At 37.5% G+C, this 13,883-nt stretch carries 13 protein-coding genes and 2 pseudogenes; 9 read left to right on the plus strand and 6 right to left on the minus strand.

Annotated features, from left to right (window positions below):
• Positions 1-93: 93 nt before the first annotated feature.
• Positions 94-648 (plus strand): annotated as a pseudogene (locus DWY89_RS06865) (plasmid recombination protein); the annotation flags it as partial.
• Between the two features lie 77 nt (positions 649-725).
• Here DWY89_RS06865 and DWY89_RS06870 read toward each other — a convergent pair.
• A pseudogene (locus DWY89_RS06870) lies at positions 726-1,091 on the minus strand (Arm DNA-binding domain-containing protein); the annotation flags it as partial.
• Positions 1,073-1,255, minus strand: a complete 183-nt coding sequence (locus DWY89_RS06875) for a transcriptional regulator (RefSeq protein WP_026650251.1) — start codon at positions 1,253-1,255, stop codon at positions 1,073-1,075. The gene DWY89_RS06875 and the pseudogene DWY89_RS06870, both read right to left, overlap by 19 nt.
• 233 nt (positions 1,256-1,488) lie before the next feature.
• Between DWY89_RS06875 and DWY89_RS06880 the strand changes: the two genes are divergently transcribed.
• Entirely contained in the window at positions 1,489-2,013 is a 525-nt protein-coding gene (locus DWY89_RS06880) for a helix-turn-helix transcriptional regulator (protein ID WP_118468255.1), read from the plus strand.
• Positions 2,014-2,434: 421 nt separating this feature from the next.
• Here DWY89_RS06880 and DWY89_RS06885 read toward each other — a convergent pair whose 3' ends face one another.
• The 4 genes from DWY89_RS06885 to DWY89_RS06900 form a co-directional block, all read right to left on the minus strand.
• Positions 2,435-2,932 (minus strand): aminoglycoside nucleotidyltransferase, encoded by a 498-nt coding sequence (locus tag DWY89_RS06885; RefSeq protein WP_009247521.1) that lies wholly within the window; start codon positions 2,930-2,932, stop codon positions 2,435-2,437.
• A gap of 84 nt (positions 2,933-3,016) precedes the next feature.
• Positions 3,017-4,561, minus strand: a complete 1,545-nt coding sequence (locus DWY89_RS06890; protein WP_009247522.1) for an ATP-binding cassette domain-containing protein — start codon at positions 4,559-4,561, stop codon at positions 3,017-3,019.
• A 453-nt stretch (positions 4,562-5,014) separates the two neighbouring features.
• Positions 5,015-5,392: a TnpV protein gene (locus tag DWY89_RS06895; RefSeq protein WP_009247523.1), complete on the minus strand. Its 378-nt coding sequence runs from the start codon at positions 5,390-5,392 to the stop codon at positions 5,015-5,017.
• Positions 5,393-5,418: 26 nt separating this feature from the next.
• Positions 5,419-5,994 (minus strand): hypothetical protein, encoded by a 576-nt coding sequence (locus tag DWY89_RS06900; RefSeq protein WP_243022781.1) that lies wholly within the window; start codon positions 5,992-5,994, stop codon positions 5,419-5,421.
• 79 nt (positions 5,995-6,073) lie between these two features.
• Between DWY89_RS06900 and DWY89_RS06905 the strand changes: the two genes are divergently transcribed.
• From DWY89_RS06905 to DWY89_RS06935, 7 genes are all read left to right on the plus strand, one after another.
• A complete protein-coding gene (locus DWY89_RS06905) occupies positions 6,074-6,328 on the plus strand; it encodes a helicase-related protein (protein ID WP_347474715.1) in 255 nt (84 codons plus the stop codon).
• Between the two features lie 389 nt (positions 6,329-6,717).
• Complete coding sequence (locus DWY89_RS06910; RefSeq protein WP_118524513.1) at positions 6,718-7,797, plus strand: MBL fold metallo-hydrolase; 1,080 nt, start codon at positions 6,718-6,720, stop codon at positions 7,795-7,797.
• 59 nt (positions 7,798-7,856) lie between these two features.
• The gene (locus tag DWY89_RS06915) at positions 7,857-9,803 is read left to right on the plus strand and encodes a hypothetical protein (protein WP_118524514.1); all 1,947 of its coding nucleotides are present in this window, start codon (positions 7,857-7,859) and stop codon (positions 9,801-9,803) included.
• A 1,106-nt stretch (positions 9,804-10,909) separates the two neighbouring features.
• Entirely contained in the window at positions 10,910-11,173 is a 264-nt protein-coding gene (tnpB, locus tag DWY89_RS06920; RefSeq protein WP_227589623.1) for an IS66 family insertion sequence element accessory protein TnpB, read from the plus strand.
• Positions 11,174-11,468: 295 nt separating this feature from the next.
• A complete protein-coding gene (locus tag DWY89_RS06925; protein WP_118468211.1) occupies positions 11,469-11,825 on the plus strand; it encodes a hypothetical protein in 357 nt (118 codons plus the stop codon).
• 21 nt (positions 11,826-11,846) lie between these two features.
• Positions 11,847-12,881 carry an alcohol dehydrogenase gene (locus tag DWY89_RS06930; RefSeq protein ID WP_118468209.1) on the plus strand — a complete coding sequence of 345 codons (1,035 nt, stop codon included), beginning with the start codon at positions 11,847-11,849 and terminating at the stop codon, positions 12,879-12,881.
• 25 nt (positions 12,882-12,906) lie between these two features.
• The gene (locus DWY89_RS06935; RefSeq protein ID WP_118468207.1) at positions 12,907-13,881 is read left to right on the plus strand and encodes a Gfo/Idh/MocA family oxidoreductase; all 975 of its coding nucleotides are present in this window, start codon (positions 12,907-12,909) and stop codon (positions 13,879-13,881) included.
• Positions 13,882-13,883 lie beyond the last annotated feature (2 nt).

A 13,883-nucleotide genomic window follows, 5' to 3' on the forward strand; every position in this document is an offset into this window, starting at 1 on the left:
TGCTTTTGCGTTACTTTTGACAAAAGTAACAAAACCTGAGAATGTTGAAATTTACAGATGGGAGATGAAAAAATGCAGAGAACGATAAGTGCAATGGTCGGTAAAGGCTCGGTCAATCACAATAGCCGAAAGTTCCGAGCAGAAAATGTAGACGGAACTCGTACTCATCTCAATATCGACTACTGCAATGAAAATATAAAGACAGTTTATCACGAATTGTTTGATGAAGCATTGGAAAGATACAATGCCAAGCAGATAAGGTCAGACCGAAAGATAAAAGATTATTATGAAAAAATCCGAAGTTCCAAGCAGGAAAAACCGTTCCACGAAATCATTTTACAGGTGGGCGGTAAGGGAAATATGAACGCCGATACGGAAAACGGAGAACTGGCAAAGCAGATTTTAGATGAATACTATCAGGGTTTTCAGGAGCGAAATCCACAGCTTCGGGTGTTCTCGGCTCATCTGCATATGGATGAAGCTACACCACATCTGCACATAGATTTTGTACCTTTTACCACAGGCAGCAAGCGTGGACTTGATACAAGAGTGTCACTAAAGCAGGCTCTTGCAACGCAAGGTTTTAAGGGCGGCAGTCGTGGCGATACGGAGTGGTCGCAATGGATACAGTCCGAAAAAGAACAGCTTAACTGACTGTGAATTTTCTGCAGATAAGAGGTGGAATATGGCTTTCCATTTGGCTGCCGGATCGCAAGCAATTCATTCTGCCATGCAATAATGTCCCTTGGCTCAATTTCTCCTATTTTACGCTTTCCGAAATAAGGAAGAATTTTAGTTCTGGCAATATTTGTCTTCGTTCCCCAGGTATTATCACGAATTCGATTTTGCATATCCTCCACATAAATCTCATAAAAGCTTTCGAAAGTCATATCCAATTTGGCTTCTTTCTTCAGCAATAGCTCTCGTTCCCACATCTGCGCTTCTCGCTTCGTAGGAAATCCTCGTTTTGAAGTCTGTTTCGTTTTCCCTGTCCAGTCGGTATACCGATAAACCACTCGCCACTTCCCAGTGACATTATCTTTGTAAATACTCATACAAATTCTCCTCTCTCTTACACTTCGCTGTAACATACTTTTTTGCGGAAATAATTGGTGTTTACTCTGCCAGCTACCGTAAGATAACCCAGCTTCTGTAATTCATCATTTAACTGTTTGACAATCTTATAAGCATAAGACTTGGAAACTCCCAGTTCCGCTGCAACTTCTTCTACTGTCATAAAAGTTCTGTTCGTCACATCTCATCTCTCCTTTCTATCTTAACGCATTTTGTTTAAGTTACTACATTTGCATGATACTAAACATTTTAATTTAAGTCAAGCGATTTTATGAGGACATTAAATTTTTTTGTTTAAGTTCTTCTTGCTATCCAAAATTGCTCATGCTATACTGAACCTAAACAGAATTGTTTTATTTTCTATCACAATTAATTACGGCAACACGAATGACCACTATAAGGAGGCAAACAAGAATGGCAATCGGACAACGTATCAAATTTTTTCGCAACCGCAAAGGCATGACACAAAAGCAACTCGGAGAACAACTGGGATTCATGGGAAAAACCTCAGATGTCCGCATGGCTCAGTATGAATCTGAAGCCAGAGTTCCTAAGATTGATCTTGTAAAACAAATGTCTCAGATCTTTGATATCAATACTCATGCCTTAACAGTTCCAGATATTGATACTCACATAGGTCTGATGCATACACTATTTGCACTGGAAGATATGTATGGTCTGAAGGTAAAAAATGTAGATGGACAACCTCATCTCTGCCTTGACTCTTCCATATCTGCTCCCGGCTCATCTGTCGATGAAATGTTTCGTGCATGGATGGAACAATCTGACAAACTGGAAAACGATGAAATCAGCAAGGAAGAATATGATGAATGGAGATATAAGTACCCGGAACTGGATACTTACCAGAAACGTGCCAAGGTACCATCTCAGAAGCTGAGTGATTACCTCGTAAAAGAATTGACTAAAAAAGAAAAATAAAAGAAGAGAATAGAAAAACCTTACCGATATTCAGTTTTTTACTTCTGAAAATCAGTAAGGTTTCTTTATATACGTTATGAAATAAAATTTCTATCTCTTGAATAATCACAAAATGCTGCCATTTTGTTGCCAATCACTAAGCAAATTTGCTTGCAACCCGCATAAATACTGGTTTCTTTTGGTTGTGTGGATTATTCAAACTCTACAAAGACTAACGCTTTTTGTTTAGGAATTATTCTCTGTAATGTTTCTCGTTCTTTTGATTATTTGATATATCCATATTATCCTGCCTATACGAGCTAATGTTATCATTTTGTTATCGGCATTGATAACACCTACTCGATAACTGTGGATAATAACTATATGTAGCATGTCAAATTATAAGCTATTTTGCTTAGAGATTCAACACAAAACTGAAATTTTACTTTTCCTTATATTCATCTGGTATTGCTATTTGAAATGTTTCACACAACAGCATCACATCATGCACATCATTTTTATCGTGTTCATATCCCAAATGAAGCATTACCTGACTCAATGGTTCAATACAAGAAACAGTTATATCTCCAACTTTTCCAATACCGGAAAAAGTTTTTGATGGAAATATATCTCCCTCATAAACAATTCCGTCATCTGTAAATTCAAAACAATGTAAATCAATGATTCTTTGTTTATCATCTTTCCAGACAGTATGACCATCCGTTGTATAATCAGTATTTACTTCCTCAAATCCATGCTGCTTAATCACATAAATATAATCATGATAATGTTTCAGTTCAACAAACAAATCAATATCATTGTGTATTCTTGATTCTCTTTTAAGAAGTGCATCAACACCCCATCCGCCATCTAAATATACTTTAATTTCGTTTTGCAAAGCATATTTTATAATTTCACATGCATCTTCTGTACGTACCATAATCTATCCTCCAAATTCAAATCTTTGTATGCTTTCCAACTCACTAAAAGCCTGAAATTTGTCAGTCTTTCATCCTTTTTGTTATCAATCACCAATTAGCTGTAATCCATTAGGATTTAGCTGATATATTTTATCGCACACCTCTTCAATATACTTTCTATCGTGAGAAATGCTAATGACAGCCCCCGGAAATTCTCGGAGCATTTTTCTTATTACCGGACCGGACAATGGTGAAAAATTTCTTGTCGGTTCATCCAGAATAAGAACATTTGCACCACTTAAGCTCATCCTCAAGAGAAGCACTTTCGCCTTTTGTCCGCCTGATAACTCCCGAATCGGATGCTCCATTTCATCTGGTGTGTATTTAAGTGAACCAAGGTATGTTCTAATTCTTGTACGCTCTTCTTTATCTCCTGTTTTATCAAGGTAATCAACCGGTGTAACATCCAAATCCAGCAGGTCTTCATAAGTTTGAGGCATATATTCTGCTTTAATGTCATTCCGATTTAGGAGTTCTTCCGCTATCTTTTTTAGAAGAGTCGTTTTTCCTGCCCCGTTGGCTCCTATCATACAGATTTTTTCTGAACCTTTTATTTTTAAATGAATTCCTTCTGCTAAAATTCTTTTGCCATCCGGAGTCACAAGCTTTGAAAGTTCATATTCTATGACCGTTTTTCCTGCGGGAATGTGTGAGTTTTCATCCCCTAATTTGACAAAGATTGCTTCTTCCTGTTCCGGCATCTGAGTCATATTTTCATCTTCTTTTTCAAATCTTCGTTCCATTGCCTTAACCGTATGCATTTTGTCCTTTAAGTTTTTGGCAACAGACGGTGCTTGTCTGGTACAACTTCTTAATGCACCTTGTACACTCTGCATAACTCTTTGATATTTTTCATCGCGAATCTTTTTCTCCCTACGGTCACTCAGTGCCCGCTGTTTTTGGATTTCAAATTTATGAAGCCGTTCTTCCACATAGCGTCTATAGGGAAGCTTTGCCACGGTATATCTCGCCTTTGTTTTTCGTATAATCTGCTCGATATGTATCACCATGTTGGCAGTACGCTCTATCAGCGTTTCATCGTGTGAAATAAAAAGCACAATGTGCTTCCAGTCATTTATGATTTTTTCCAGTAATGTAAGCGTCGCAATGTCGATGTCATTGGAAGGTTCGTCCAACAACAGCACAGAAACATCGCGAATGAAAAGCCTCATAAGTTGTGTCTTGACTTTTTCGCCTCCTGAAAGACTACCCATTGTCTGGTTACTGTAGAAAAAATCATTTTTCATTCCAAATTTTCCCGCAATAACAGACAATTCTTTAGGCGTTTTCTCCCAGAATATTTCCTCTTCAGAAAAATATTCGTATATTGTTTTTTCCTTATCTTCATCGAGCATCTCCTGCGGAAGATAACCAAGACGTTCGTGTCCCATTATCCTTTCCCCATCTGCTTCTATATAGTTTTCTACAAGCGACGGATTGTATATCCACTTCATTAATGTCGATTTCCCATTTCCCTCTTCTCCAATAATAACTGCCTTATCTCCATCATTTAGCACAAGGTTGAAATCATTAAGAATTATTCTCAGGTCTTTTTTATGTGTTAAATTTAATTTTTTTATCTGCAACATTAAAGTTTCTCCTTTTCGAAGTCTGAGCCAATTATTATTTTGAACACACAAAAACGAGTCTTTTTTGCATACGCAAAAATAGACTCGCTAAATAGCCCCTTATTTCTTTTCCAAAAGGAAAACAAAGGAAATGCCTCTTGCGATAATCCAACTTAAGCGTACACAAAACAAACCTATTCTCTACAGGCTCAATAACTATATGTGTCTTACTTAAATCAAATTATCTATTAATCATTTCCTCACCTTACACAAAATGTGCCTTTCTTTCTTCTAATGGCAATACTATCATACTGTATTTTTTGTGTCAATACATTTCACCTTATGGAAGTGCAAATTAAAATTTTCACTTCCTAATTATACATCCAACCATTACGAAATTCAATCTTTCACAACCTCTTTACAACCACAACCACAGCACTCCAGCAAACGCAGGAGCACCATACCGTAAAACGCTTATGTGTAAATCAACTCCGTTCCTACAACTTCCCTCACACAAGCCTGAATATTATTCATTCTTCCAATCCATTCGTAGGGATTATCTTTCTTTAATTGTTCCGTCACATCTTGTCTGTCGGCATATTCCTTTACCAGTCGAAGAAACATATCCTCTGCTTGCTTATCGACTTCTGCAAGATAACTATGCAGCTTTCCGCTTGTCAGCAGGTTCATATATAACACTTTATAGTGTTCCTTTAAATGCCTTGCATGTCGTTTCCCCCATAAACCAATCGGCTCTATTTCTTCTTCGGCTGGTACTGTGATGTTCGGCAATAAATAATCACCCACCTGTCTATAAGTTCCGCCCATTTCTTCAAAAATTGTCTTTGTCATTTTCCTTTTCCTCCTGTGATTTTTGTCTATCGTGATCGTGTATTATCACGCTTGCGACCTTTAACTGTTCTTGCCTGCTCCAACAAATCATCTATCTGTTTGCGACCAAAAACCTTACGGAGCAGGCTGTAATCTTTATTTTCTGCTTTTAGGATTTTGTTTTCTTCGGTCAATCTTTCATTGACTTTCTCCAAACGCTGATTGGTGCGGTATAACTGTGCATTCGCTGTATTCAGCCTATGATAGTTGTCCCACCCCTCAAAGCAGCGGGCAAGCACCGTTTTGACAAGTTGCTTCAATTTCCTTACAACCGGCTCTGCCATTTTGGTTTTATATGCCTTTGCAGTCATAAATTTCTCTGGTTCTGGCAACTGATATTTCGGTGCAGTATCAAGCTCTATTTCAAGATTTGACAGCTCGTCTTTTGCCTTATCATAGTTCAATACTCGTTCCGACAACACATCAAATTCAATCTGTTTCTGCTCGATTTTCGCACCTAATGCCGCCACTTCTTTTTCTCTTTCCTGCTTTTTATAATCCAAAACAGAAAGATGTTTTTCGTGTGTGCCTAAATGTTCCCACTCAATCCCATAACGTTCCATCACCGCCGCAATCAATGTAGTTCATGCAATTCATCTAAGTGCGTTGTTTAATAAAGAGGGAATAAAGTCGGAGTTCATTGTGTCTGATGTAAAAGATTCTGTGACAGGAGTGAGAATCAGCAAAGAAGACAACGAGAGGAAATTAGAAGAATATAGAGAAGGAAAAGTAAAGGTACTTGTGAATGTAAATATTTTGACAGAGGGAGTGGACTTGCCACAAACCAAAACAGTATTTTTAGCAAGACCAACTGTTTCTACAATCCTTATGACACAGATGATAGGACGGGCACTTAGAGGAGAAGCTGCTGGCGGAACTTCTTCAGCATGGAAGTGAGAAGATGAGGGCGTTGATAGAGTCGGAGGAAGTACAGAGGAAAATAAAGGCTATCTGTAGTAGTTGTTGATGATAGGCGTACTTTGAAAAATGTAGTTTTGATTTTGGGTCCAGTAACAAAAGAAGATGCAATGAAATCAGAGAAGTACCTTCTTTATGAAGCATTGAAAAGAGTGCAGAGGGGGAGCTTTGTCACTATCTATGGAAGAAGACTGAAGTTTTTAATTTGATATATATGGAGGTATACTTTATAAAGAAGATTAGAGTCAATACATCAATATAAAGTGAAACAAATTATAGCAACAATAGTAATTACACGGATTGTAGTATTTGTTTGCAAGTATGAGATATTACATTTCATGTGATTATTATCTAGAGGAAATTTATATATGTATAAGAAAAGTGAAATAGAAATAGAAGTATTACCAGCGAATGAGGGGGACTGTATATTAATTACAATTGAAAAAGAAGATATACATATACTTATAGATGGTGGAACTGCAGAGACATATAGAAATTATTTAAAAACTCGTTTGATACAGTTAAGAAATGAAGGAAAGGAAATTGACTTATTAATTGTTACACATATTGATAACGATCATACAGGAGGAATAATTGAGCTGCTTAAGGAAAATGGCTCAGATATGGATTCCAAAATAATCAGAATTAAAAATATATGGCATAATAGTTACAGGCATTTACAGTTTGATAAAAATCAGACGTTAGGTAAATCTGAAAAAAATATATTGAATAAGATTATTGCTAATGGGGAAGTTTCCTTAAATTACAATGTTGGTAAGAGTAGTCCGATTAGTGCAATACAGGGAACAACACTTGCTGGGTTAATATTTGAAGGCTACTATCATTGGAATGAACAATCTGAAGGGCAGGCTATCATTAATAATGGAATAAATTATCAGTTTGGAAAAGAATGTTTTATATCAGTATTAAAACCCAATATTTCTGACTTAGAGAAACTTGGTAAGAAATGGAAGATAGATTTAAAGAAATCAAAATACTCATTTGTATTTTCGGAAGATAAGTTATTTGATGACGCTTTCGAATACTATTGTCGTTGTATGCCAACAGATGGAAATGGAAATAATGAAAAGATATGTTACTCGAACCATAATACAGAAGAAATGACTATTGAAGAAATTTCTAGGGAACCAATGAGTGAAGATAATTCTATTACGAATAGGTCTTCTATTTCAGTAATAATTAGATATAGAAATAAGAAGCTCTTGTTTTTGGCGGACAATATAGCTGATGATGTTCTAGAGTATTTATCACAAGAAGACAGGGGGTATTCATTAGTAAAATTACCACATCATGGTTCCGCAAATAATATTAGTGATGATTTTGTTGAATGTATAGAATCCGATACATATTTGGTTTCAACAAATTCAGAAAAGTATAATCATCCTGATATAGAAACATTGGCAAAGATTCCGTTACTGATATTGTAGAGTTACTACATGAGCAAAGAATTATTTCGGATGAGAAGTATATTAATGTTATTACACAAATGTTTAATGAAGGTTATGCATATATTGTTCCGCCATTTGAATATATGAAATTGTTATTGGAACAAGTGCCAGATGGAAAGGATGTTAGTCAAGAGATTCCAGAAGAACTCTCTATAATGTGTGATTATTTGGTTTATATAACGGCATCAGAAAGCAAATTAGATGATGATATGATACATCAGGGTGTAATGCCAGAATCTGCCGGATACATGTATAACCTGCAAAGAGAATTAACAAAGCTTATGAAATATGTATGGTGTACTGAACGAGGTGAGTTATGGAAATGCCAAGTATCAGATTGGTTATTAGCTAATTATTCTGTCTTTTCATATCGCACAGTGATGAACGAGAGTGTTGACAGTGGTAATCAAAATTATTATGAGTTAGAACTTTCAAATTTCTTGTTTTCAGGTTTTTGTGAAATTCCGGGTAATTCATATAGGAAAGAATATTATAGTTGGTTATTTAACTGGTTTAGCAAAAATAATCAATGGAAAAATGGTTTAGAGGATAGACTAATACAATCATTAGCTAATCTTATAAGTGAAGTATATAGACATGAAAGTGGCACTCCATATAAAGATATTGGGATTGGAATGTTAGTTTTATCTGTAACAGCTGATATGCCAGAATACTATAGAAATCTGATCAGAAAAAATGCATCAATAGCACCAATAATAGAAAAATTTGAGGATAATTTTGTTTATTTAGGAGAAAAAGATTTTATTCTACGAGAACATTTTAATCAATGGCTTGAGGATGCAATGAAACAGGGAATTGATTGTAGTATCATAAGAACAAACGAAACAACGAAGAGAGAATATACAATAACATTCATTGTAAATGAGTTGTTTCACCAAGGGTTTAGGATTGAATACATTGACGATGCTAGAAATAAGAGAATATATTACTTTAGAATTGATCAAGCAATGTTACTCTGTCAAGATGCTCTGTTGAGAACAAAAGGATTGCTCTCTCTGAGTAGCTTTATTACGGATTTAGATATGAAAGAATGCCAGAGAAATCTAAATCGCAAAAATTGGGGAGAGATAGTTGATAAGGTTGTGTCAGAAATAAAATCGAGAGAAGATTATATTGTATACATCATTCGTTATATGTTGGAAAATGAAACTCAATTGTTTTCCATAGAAGATTTATTTCCGGATAGTATAGAATTATTTGAGAATGTACTAGCGAATAATTCAGAGGATGATGTATTTAAAAGGGGGAATCAATGGTTACAAGATAGTGACAAAAATGTCCTTAATATATTTTGTCAATTGATTATATACATATATAATTATTTTAGGAGAAGTGAGACTTATTTGACTTTTACAGAAAAAGATTCTCTTGTTGTTGCAAATTATTTTTCAGATATTGTACTAACACAAATTACTCAATTAAATGAAAGCAAGAGGCTAAAGTATACTTTACAAGAATTGTCAAATTGGTTGTTACAGCTAAATGATAGTATGGGATTCCTTGATAATTTTAAAAATAATGTCATCTCACAAGAAGAAAAAGCTGGAATAGAACAAGAGATAACTGAGTATTTTAGTTTAACCAATTTACAACATGCAAGTGGTAATGAGATAGTAAGTATTTGTAAAAAAATGTATTTTTTTGAAGGCGAGGATTTACAAACATATTTATTGTTAATAAAAGAATGGATAATAGAACATTGTAAAAAAGAAAAAGAAGGAGTAGATGAGGAAAAGGAACTCCTAAGTGTTATGGAGTATTATGTGTGTGTTGTAAATAAAGAAAAGCCAAATCAAATTGTTAATAGCTATCTTGAATTATGGGAGGAAATTTTAAATCAAGGTATTCATATTGAACTGTCAAGGAGCTCGATGTATATACTTCGAAGATGTATTACGGGTTTTAGTTTCGAACAAGGAATAAGGATGAGAAAAATTATTGAAAAGATAAGTTTACAAAGGTAAATGAATATTCTTGATTCAAGAAACCACAATTCTGGAAAATTGGAAACCGATATTCCGGATGTTAGAAACCAACTTAATTCTGCTTAGGTGACATAAACTTATATTGGCTTCATTTGTCAAGATCTTGCCGTGTAAGCGGTGTGAAGCAAGCTTTACATATGAAGAAGATGTCTTGACGCTGACCTTGATTGATATAGGAATGCTAGCGGATTTGTTTAGCATGTGATAGTAAACGAATAATTCTAATTCTAAATCTATTTAATTCAATAGGTTTAAGGCGAAAATTGGTGATAATGCTTTTGCATTAACGTCATACCAATGGGTAAAGATAACAGATAATTTCTAAATAATTCAGTTGCATTTCATCCTCATCCACACTATAATATCCTCGTGGCAACAGTTTGGCAACAACCATTCAGTAGGTCAAAATAAATAGTGTAATTGATATATAAATATGCCCCATATAAGACTAAAACTTAAACAAAATAAGTTAAGTGCGACCTGGGACATATTGAGTTTGAATAAACAAAAATGTTTAGTAAATCCAGCGTTTATGCGGGTTTGCAGCACTTTTAAAAGTCTTTTGATAACAATTTGATAACGGTTGCATGAGAGCCATTATTCTTGTAATCCAGTGGTTTTAGGGTTAGAGAATGATTGACAGGTGGTTGTGCAACAAATAAATCCATATTTATCTAAAAAGCCCTTAGCTGTGGGTATAAAACTCATAGCTAAGGGCTTTTGTCGTGCTTATTTATCTGGTTTGAGTTTGTCTTGGAACATTTCGATCGTAAATAGTAAACCACACATCTCTAGAACTACACCTCCAAGTTTGAGATAATGTTGGAAAAGTTGTACAATACACTTTTCCCATTTTTCACACTAGGAGGTCAATTATGAACACCAAACTTGCCACAGCACAGATCCGTGTAAAAAACTGGGCTGCTATTATTCAGGAGCGCAACGAATCTGGTCTGTCTGTCAAAGATTATTGTGCACAGCATCAGCTTTCATGAGACTCTTATTATTACTGGCTCCGCAAAGTGAAAGAGGCCCTGCTTGTAGAAAGCGGCTTTGCTGAAGTAACGCAGCCAAAGCAGTTCCCTGTGCAGAGGTCTGTAACAGCTGATCCAAATGAAATGTTAACGCTCAAATTCTTCTGTGGTTCCAGTAACCGGAAGATCAAAGGGCTGGTCTGGGAGGAAGACGGCTTCCTGCTTATTTATAAGCGGCTGGAGGCGGGAACTTTTCAATGGCCCCGATCGGAAGCGGAAGCCCGGAACATCACTTCGGAGCAGTATCATCTGCTCATGAGCGGATACTCCATAGCTCCATCTGTCCATAAGATCGATCCAAAACATCCAGTGTGACTTTGGTACAAAACAGAGAAGTTTTCTGTTTGATTCGAAAGCCTGTATGGGGATAAAAAGTTCTGTTTTTTATCCGCTTAACATGAATTGTGGACAGTCTTCTCTGCTACATGAAAAGTAAGCCGGATCCACCTGTTTTCAGGCAGCCTGGAAGGTATTCTCTACAGAAAGAACTGCTTTTGGAGCAGGAGTTTTCCACCGTCAAAATACCGAAAAGATATCGGTCTGATTTTTGTGTTTTTTCGCTTCTTCTGTTATACTGGATCCATAAAAGCGAAGGAGACTGATCGTCCGTATGGCACTTGCGTTATCAAAAGAACAGCTGGCAAAACTGAATAAAAAAGATATCCTGCAGCTCTTGCTTGAAAGCATGGAGCAGGAAAAAGAATTACGTAGCCAGCTGGCTGTTCTTACGGATGAGTTGAAACGGACAAACCAGCAGATGCAGGTGATCCTTGAAAAATGGAACCTTGCGCAGGCAACTCGCTTTGGACGTTCTTCTGAAAAAATGACATATGATACCGGAGCCTGCCAGCAGTTGGAACTAGCCATCATGTACGCGGAATGTTTCAATGAAGCAGAAGCATGTTTTTTACGGCAAATCTTGCTAATAACCCCAGGTTTCGCCTATAATAGGATTCAGTATGAATAATAGAAAGAAGGGGGTTAAGCAATGCAGGCATATACATATATTTCTAAGGGAAAGTTTGAATTAGTGGAAAAACCAAAACCGGTGCTTATGCACGAACGGGATGCGATTGTAAAGGTAACACTGGCCAGCATCTGTTCCAGTGATCTGCATATCAAACACGGAAGTGTGCCGCGGGCGGTCCCTGGAATTACAGTCGGCCATGAGATGGTAGGAATTGTGAAAGAAGTTGGGGCAGCGGTGACCCATGTGAAGCCGGGGGACAGGGTCACTGTAAACGTAGAGACCTTCTGCGGTGAATGCTTTTTCTGTAAAAATGGATATGTAAATAACTGTACGGACGAGAATGGCGGCTGGGCCCTGGGATGCCGTATCGATGGCGGACAGGCCGAATATGTGCGGGTTCCATTTGCAGATCAGGGATTAAATAAGATTCCGGATGGAGTGACAGACCGGCAGGCACTGTTTGTGGGAGATGTGCTGGCGACCGGTTATTGGGCGTCGAGAATCTCTGAGATCACGGAGAAAGATACAGTTCTGATCATCGGTGCCGGTCCGACGGGTATCTGTACCCTTCTCTGCGTAATGTTAAAGAAACCGAAACGAATTATTGTCTGCGAGAAAGATGAAAACCGCGTCCGCTTTATAAAGGAGCACTATCCGGATGTATACACCGTTTTACCGGAGGAATGTCTGGAATATGTTCAGAAAAACAGTGATCATGACGGAGCCGATGTGGTTCTTGAGGTGGCAGGAGCATCCTCTACTTTCCGGTTAGCCTGGGAATGTGCAAGGCCTAATGCAATCGTCACGGTGGTAGCGCTCTATGACGAAGCCCAGACGCTGCCGCTTCCGGATATGTATGGCAAGAATCTTACCTTTAAAATCGGCGGTGTAGATGGATGCGACTGTGAGGAGACGCTTCGCCTCATTGCAGAGGGCAAGATCGATACGGAACCGCTTATTACCCATACCTATCCGCTTAGCCGGATCGAAGATGCATACGAGCTTTTTGAGAACAAGAAAGATGGAGTGATTAAGGTAGCGGTGGAGTGCTAGTTGGATAAAGAAAGGTAAGAGATACATGCAGAACATCAGATGGGCAGTTCTTGGAACCGGAGTGATTGCAAATGAAATGGCCGTGGCCTTAAAGAAAAACGGGCGAAACATCGATGCGGTGGGTAACAGAACCCATGAGAAAGCGGTTGCATTTGCAGAAAAATATGGGATAAAAAAGGTATATGATAATTATAATGACATGTTTACAGACCCGGATATTGATGTAATCTATATCACAACTCCCCATAATACCCATATTAATTTTATGCGCAGGGCAATTGAGAATGGAAAGCACATTCTGGTCGAAAAATCTATCACCTTAAACAGCCGGGAACTGGATGAGGCAATTGCTCTGGCGGATAAAAAGGGTGTTGTCATAGGTGAGGCCATGACGATTTATCATATGCCGATTTATAAAAAACTGAAGGAAATTCTTGAGTCAGGGAAACTTGGAAAGGTGAATCTGATTACTATGAATTTTGGAAGCTTCAAAGAATATGATATGAACAACCGCTTTTTTAATAAAAACCTGGCAGGAGGTGCCATGCTGGATATCGGGGTGTACGCGCTTTCCTTTATCCGTTGGTTTATGGATTCCAAGCCGGATCAGCTTTTATCCCAGGTAAAACCGGCACCTACAGGAGTGGATGAACAGGCAGGATTGCTGCTGATGAATCAGGAAGGCCAGATGGCATCTGTCATGTTGTCGCTGCATTCCAAGCAGCCGAAAAGAGGCATGGTATCCTGTGAAAAGGGATATATAGAAATCATGGAATATCCGAGAGCCTGGGAAGCGAGAATCACCTATACAGATTCCGGAGAAACGGAAGTGATTCAGACCGGTGAGCATGCAGATGCGCTGGCCTATGAGCTGGCGGATATGGAGAAAGCCATCCGTGGGGATGCAGAATGCATGCATTTGGATTATACAAAAGATGTGATGGGTATGATGACGGAATTCAGAAAAGAATGGGAATTTCAGTATCCGGAGGAGATGTAAAT

The sequence above is a fragment of the Clostridium sp. AF27-5AA genome (genome assembly GCF_003478415.1).
Taxonomy (GTDB): Bacteria; Bacillota; Clostridia; order Lachnospirales; family Lachnospiraceae; genus Otoolea; species Otoolea fessa.

What these genes read in the sequence shown, in the direction of transcription:
- DWY89_RS06890 (WP_009247522.1), bottom strand. Translation starts at nt 4,561, where the DNA reads ATGTTGCAGATAAAAAAATTAAATTTAACACATAAAAAAGACCTGAGA.
- DWY89_RS06935 (WP_118468207.1), top strand. Translation starts at nt 12,907, where the DNA reads ATGCAGAACATCAGATGGGCAGTTCTTGGAACCGGAGTGATTGCAAAT.
- DWY89_RS06880 (WP_118468255.1), top strand. Translation starts at nt 1,489, where the DNA reads ATGGCAATCGGACAACGTATCAAATTTTTTCGCAACCGCAAAGGCATG.
- DWY89_RS06925 (WP_118468211.1), top strand. Translation starts at nt 11,469, where the DNA reads ATGGCACTTGCGTTATCAAAAGAACAGCTGGCAAAACTGAATAAAAAA.
- DWY89_RS06910 (WP_118524513.1), top strand. Translation starts at nt 6,718, where the DNA reads ATGTATAAGAAAAGTGAAATAGAAATAGAAGTATTACCAGCGAATGAG.
- DWY89_RS06900 (WP_243022781.1), bottom strand. Translation starts at nt 5,994, where the DNA reads ATGGAACGTTATGGGATTGAGTGGGAACATTTAGGCACACACGAAAAA.
- DWY89_RS06885 (WP_009247521.1), bottom strand. Translation starts at nt 2,932, where the DNA reads ATGGTACGTACAGAAGATGCATGTGAAATTATAAAATATGCTTTGCAA.
- DWY89_RS06930 (WP_118468209.1), top strand. Translation starts at nt 11,847, where the DNA reads ATGCAGGCATATACATATATTTCTAAGGGAAAGTTTGAATTAGTGGAA.
- DWY89_RS06915 (WP_118524514.1), top strand. Translation starts at nt 7,857, where the DNA reads ATGTTTAATGAAGGTTATGCATATATTGTTCCGCCATTTGAATATATG.
- DWY89_RS06895 (WP_009247523.1), bottom strand. Translation starts at nt 5,392, where the DNA reads ATGACAAAGACAATTTTTGAAGAAATGGGCGGAACTTATAGACAGGTG.